Annotated in this window: 5 protein-coding genes; 2 read left to right on the forward strand and 3 right to left on the reverse strand. The window is 59.1% G+C overall.

What is annotated here, in order from left to right; translation table 11 throughout:
* Positions 1-309: 309 nt before the first annotated feature.
* Positions 310-537, reverse strand: a complete 228-nt coding sequence (locus NKJ17_RS33500; RefSeq protein ID WP_352509970.1) for a hypothetical protein — start codon at positions 535-537, stop codon at positions 310-312.
* 373 nt (positions 538-910) lie between these two features.
* On the opposite strand from NKJ17_RS33500, the gene NKJ17_RS33505 reads away from it, so the two are divergent.
* Positions 911-1,378, forward strand: a complete 468-nt coding sequence (locus tag NKJ17_RS33505) for a hypothetical protein (protein ID WP_352509969.1) — start codon at positions 911-913, stop codon at positions 1,376-1,378.
* A gap of 85 nt (positions 1,379-1,463) precedes the next feature.
* On the opposite strand, the gene NKJ17_RS33510 is transcribed toward NKJ17_RS33505, so the two are convergent.
* The gene (locus NKJ17_RS33510; RefSeq protein ID WP_254818584.1) at positions 1,464-1,718 is read right to left on the reverse strand and encodes a hypothetical protein; all 255 of its coding nucleotides are present in this window, start codon (positions 1,716-1,718) and stop codon (positions 1,464-1,466) included.
* Positions 1,719-2,168: 450 nt separating this feature from the next.
* Between NKJ17_RS33510 and ligD the strand changes: the two genes are divergently transcribed.
* On the forward strand, positions 2,169-3,962 hold the full coding sequence (gene ligD, locus NKJ17_RS33515) for a DNA ligase D (protein WP_352480616.1): 1,794 nt from the start codon (positions 2,169-2,171) through the stop codon (positions 3,960-3,962).
* 430 nt (positions 3,963-4,392) lie between these two features.
* Here ligD and NKJ17_RS33520 read toward each other — a convergent pair whose 3' ends face one another.
* Entirely contained in the window at positions 4,393-4,956 is a 564-nt protein-coding gene (locus tag NKJ17_RS33520; protein ID WP_352509967.1) for a GGDEF domain-containing protein, read from the reverse strand.
* Between the last annotated feature and the right edge of the window lie 173 nt (positions 4,957-5,129).

Raw genomic sequence — 5,129 nt, forward strand, 5'->3', positions numbered from 1 at the left:
CGGAGCGGATTTCATGTTCGAGAACCGTGGCAATCTGTTCTGGCTTGCCCGTGCCGGGAGACAGTTGAACCGAACGCCGCTTCATATAAGTACCTGTTCAATGAGCCTGTATAATCCTGTTCACATCACCGCAAGCTTGTCAACGAGGTGACGAATCGCGGTCACTATGCAAGCCGTTTCTAAGCTGGTCGCCCCAGTCGCGTCCCCTGCATTCCCCGATGTATTGGCAGTAGGGACGAGCGCCTCCTTGAGGCAGATTTGTGGCTGCTTTGATCAGTTGTGACGGCGCCCCGCCCGCGGCAGAATAATTTAGCCTATTCGACTGCCGCCCGCGCCGGGTGGATCTATCTTGACCAGACGTGCTCTGGCCTCGCCCACTCGCCGTTGCGCAGACCTAATCCTGCCGCACAGCGCGATATTAATGCCGACGTCGCAGTTTTTGTTCAGCATTTCTTTTGCACGCTGGAGAGACAGCTCCGCTCGTTTAACGCGCTGCCTGGCCTCAGCCAGCTCAATGTTCAACAGATCGACCGTCATTCCGGATCCGAGAGGTCCCTTCGGTTGTTAATCGGCCCAGGTCGCATTGGTTCCAGTCGGAATCGGCAAAGGCTTGGACGCGAGGACACGTAAGCCATGGGTTACCGGCCAAGGCAGAAAATCTTGCCGTCGATGCATGCGGCGGCGTCTGGCTGGGCCAGCCGCAGCTCATCAACGGCGGCTCATCGCAAATGGTCAAGGTGATGGCCGAGTATGAGTTTGGAGCAGATCGGCGTTAAGCTGCCTGTCGTGCGGCGCCGCCCGTGTCTACGACTGCACAGGTTGCCGATGCTAAGTCGCCTTGGCAAAAAAATCTGCGACCGGGACCCGGCAGGGTATGGACCGGTATGTTACTCGATCCTAATTAAACCCTATGAGCCGTTTGCTGCTTAGCTTCGTCTCGTTGTTATTTTCCGCCACGCTTCTTTATGCGCAAGAGTGGCAGCCCTTCGGCGTCAAGCAGTTTGGCTTTGTATTCGATGTGCCCCCTGGCTTTGTTCTGACTCAGCGTTCCGACCAGGGGGCAGCTTTTCAGGGCAAAAACGGGGCCTTTCTTGCTGTTTGGGGCGCAAGGCTCGGAAAGGCCAGTTTCCGCGCCGAGATAGAGCATCGAATTGTCGAGGACGAAAAGGCGGGCTGGAAAGTGACCTATCGGCGCGTTAAGCCGACTTGGGCCAGTTATTCCGGCCTCAGGGACGGGCAAATCCGCTATGTGCGCGTCATTGCGATCTGCAATGACCGTGCGGCGCTCTTTACGATGAACTACAGCAGATCCGAAAAAATCCCGTACGATCCGATCGTGGTGCGAATGGTGCGATCCCTACGGGCGGAAGGTTGCTAAAGTCAGACCAACAAGCGCGCAGCGACGACTGAGATTTGACGGCCGGTCTCATCCGCTCATAAGTGACAATCACCTGGTTCGGCAGTCAGTTTTCGCTTCGCCGAGATGCATCCGTGCTCTTTCCTGGCGGATCTCCCCTGCCGTCCAACCGGCTCCGGCCGGCCGACCGCCGGAGGGCCTTGATGGCTTCCGCAACCCCCGTGCGATCGTTGTCATTGGCCCGGATCAGGTCGGGAACCTGGTCCACGGCAATGCCATTCTGCTGCGCGAAATGCTCCACGTCGAAGTCTTGGCTGGATCCCAGGCGGGCTCGGTCGCGTGTGCTCTTGTCGTCGCCCATGTGGTCCTCCTGGTGGAGCTTCGGATCAATGGCAACGCGGGCAAGCAGCTTTCGTTGCGCTTTTTACAGCCCGCGGCTTCTGAAATGTTTGCTGGTCCGCCGCTATCTTGGGCCTGCGTTCGCCCCATTCTGCCTCCCATCGGTTACTAGGAGCCAGGAGAATTGTGCGATTTAGCTCATCTGAGACGCTTGCGGATCTGAGCTCCTGAGAGAGCAGTTTAGTGGCTTAGTGGCGTCACTAGTTCGCCGTGACGGGCGGTCGCTGCCAGGCTGGTTCGCCGGCCTCCGAAGTGAACTCGTTGATCGTGGCGGCCCCGGGCGGTTGTTGCGGTCGTCAAAGGATTGCCAACTTAGAGAAAATGCCGACGCCAGCCTGAATCCGCAATTTGTTTCGGAACCGATTCGAACCAGCGATATTGATTCAAATCGCAGCGTTTGGAGTGCGCGTGGATGCTAACCGAGCTTGGCCTTGGCCGGCTATCGTTCATTGAGTTCCAAATGCCAACGTTGGTCGACAAGCCGCCCAAGGGCCGCGGGTGGACCCACGAAATCAAATACGATGGATACCGTACGCAGCTGATCATCCAAGAGGGTAGGGTGCAGGCCTTCACGCGAAACGGCTACGACTGGACCGACCGATATGGACCGATCGTCCGGGCTGCGGCCCAGTTAAAGACCACGGAGCGGGCCATCGTTGATGGCGAAGCGACAGTGTTTGGCACCACAGGACGTCCTGATTTCCAGGCGCTACGTCGCGAACTTGGCAAGGCTGAATCGACGAACCTTATCTTCCACGCATTCGATCTCCTCCACCTCGACGGCAATGACCTGCGGGACGTTCCGTTGCTTGAGCGCAAAAGGACCCTGCAACGTCTCCTGAAAGGCGCACCGCCGGCCCTGATCTACGTTGATCATCTGGAAGGCGACGGCCCGACTGTGTTTGAGCACGCTTGCGAAATGGGCCTTGAGGGGATTGTTTCGAAGCGTGCAGATTCGCCTTATCGCTCCGGTCGGCAAGACAGTTGGCTCAAGCTCAAATGCATCAAGAGCGACAATTTTCCGATCGTCGCCTTCGTCGAGAAGCTGGGTGCCAGGCCGCGCAGGATCGCCTCGCTTTACCTCGGCCGCAGAGATGGCAATCGCGTCCACTACGCCGGCAAGGCGCAGAGCGGCTATAGCCTTACCGATGCACGCGAAGTGCGCGAGCGCTTGGACCCGCTAATCGTCGACAAATCTCCGCTCGCCGAGCCGATAGACAAGCCCAAGGCGACGTGGGTGCAGCCGGCCGTTGAGGCCGAAATCCAGTATAGCGGCACCACCGATGACGGGCTGCTGCGCGAAGCGGTGTTCAAGGGCCTGCGCGACGATCTGAGCCCGCCGGCCGGCGCGTCATTGGTCTGCAAGAAGCCGCCGTCCAATGAAAGTTCCGGCGTCCCGCGCGAGAACATTCTACAACTGCTGCCCGACGCCATGGTGCCATCGAAAGAGGAGCTGATCCGATATTGGAAGAAGGTGGCGAAGAAGGCGCTCGTCCATCTCGGCCGGCGGCCGCTCAAGCTGGTTCGCCACTCTCACGGGATCACCTTCTATCACAAGGGCAGATTGCCCGACATTCCGGATACCGTGCACCAACTGCGTGTTCAGAAGCGCGAGGGTGGAGAAGGCGTGAGGCTGTGGGTCGATGATCTTGATGGGCTGCTTGGCTTGGTGGAAATAGGCGCTGTCGAGTTGCATCCCTGGAACACCACCGTCGATGATATCGAGCATGCCGACCGGGTTGTCATCGACCTGGATCCTGGCGAAGGCATCGAATGGGAGATGATCGTCGAAACGGCCCTGAAGGTCCGGGATATGCTGCGTTCGGAAGGACTCGATAGCTGGCCGAAGGTGACCGGCGGCAAGGGCCTGCATGTGATGGCGCCTCTGCAGGCCGTGATCACCCACGACGACGCCCGGCAGTATGCCCGAAAGCTGGCACAGCAACTGGTCAGCAAGCACCCCGATCGCTATCTTTTGTCGGCTGCGCCGTCGGCTCGTTGTGGGCGCATCTTTCTGGATTACCTCCGCAACGGCCGTGGCAACACAGCCGTCGGCGCTTACTCGCCTCGAGCCCGTTCAAGCTTTCCGATAGCCGCTCCAGTCACATGGACACAGGTCGAAAAGGGAATTCTGCCAGACGCGTTTACGTTGGAGAGTCCATTTCGGCCGGCGAAAGCCGCCTGGGCCATGCGGAAAAACCGATAGCAATCGCGAAGTGTTAGTCCCATGCGAAGGCCTTAACCGCCGGCGTCACTGCGGCTGCGGCAAGCGGCCGGCGTCATTGGGGGCCGTTGGGGTAGATGCCAAGAGACGCCGGCCCAGCGGGTTGGGGTCCGCCGCCTGGAACAATAGCGGGTTTGGAAATTCAGGTAACTCCGTGATTGCGGAAGACGAGCCTTTGCGATCTCGTCCGTTTCGCTCTTCGTCTCTCGAGCGCACGCGTCAGGGAAGCGTTCTGTCCAACCACTCCGCAGGACGATGCCAAAAGTTCCCCCTTGGCCATCCTCATTCGGGTTGCCCTGTGGGACATACGAGGTGGCTCAGCCGGTGAGACAGCATAAAAGGTCGCGAGGAGAAGGCGGCCACCTCCGCAAGCTGCTCGCCAGCGCCATTGATCCTATTAGGAGGCTTTAAACTATTCTTGATACACGACGCGGTCTCGTCCTTCCGACTTGGCCCGGAAAAGCGCCAGGTCGGCTGCATTGATGAGATCATGTGGCGTATGGGTCTCATTGGGTACCGTCGTTGCAACACCAACGCTTATGGTCACCCGCTCGGACCCGTGCGGAATGCTCAACTCCCGCACGCTCTGGACGAGCCGCTCCGCGACGGTGCCCGATTGCGCCAACGAAGCGTCGACCATCACAACAACGAACTCCTCGCCCCCATATCGCGCAGCGAGATCCGTAGAGCGATTGCAAGTGCTCTGGATCACACCGGCGACCTGCTTCAGCACCTCATCGCCCGCCATGTGGCCATGGGTCTCATTATAGCGCTTGAAGTGATCTGCATCGATCATCAAAAGCGACAACGGACTCTGCGTGCGGACTGCGCGCTTCCATTCCGCCGCGAGATACTCATCGAAGTAGCGCCGGTTTCCGAGACCGGTAAGGCCTCGCTTGGCCTTGAATTTGCTGTGCCTGATCGAATGCGGGGAATCGTAGCTCGGGGTGGAGAGGCTGACGCGGTCATCTGTCACGCGCCTCGGACCGTAGCGGTAAGCGCAATTCCGTCTCCAATGCCCATTCCCAGCGCCGAGGGACCAGCGGCTTGGCTGCGGGGGGCTCTCAGCTAGGGTCAGGACCCATTAATTTGTTGAGTTGATCTCTGTTGGGTGATTCAAGGTGGCAGGAGGTGCCGCCTTGAGTGATT

Source organism: Mesorhizobium sp. M0208 (assembly GCF_040322015.1).
GTDB lineage: Bacteria > Pseudomonadota > Alphaproteobacteria > Rhizobiales > Rhizobiaceae > Mesorhizobium.

Bases quoted from the DNA above. Each gene is read 5' to 3' on its own strand.
- NKJ17_RS33500 (WP_352509970.1), bottom strand. From the start codon at position 537: ATGACGGTCGATCTGTTGAACATTGAGCTGGCTGAGGCCAGGCAGCGC.
- NKJ17_RS33505 (WP_352509969.1), top strand. From the start codon at position 911: ATGAGCCGTTTGCTGCTTAGCTTCGTCTCGTTGTTATTTTCCGCCACG.
- NKJ17_RS33510 (WP_254818584.1), bottom strand. From the start codon at position 1,718: ATGGGCGACGACAAGAGCACACGCGACCGAGCCCGCCTGGGATCCAGC.
- ligD (WP_352480616.1), top strand. From the start codon at position 2,169: ATGCTAACCGAGCTTGGCCTTGGCCGGCTATCGTTCATTGAGTTCCAA.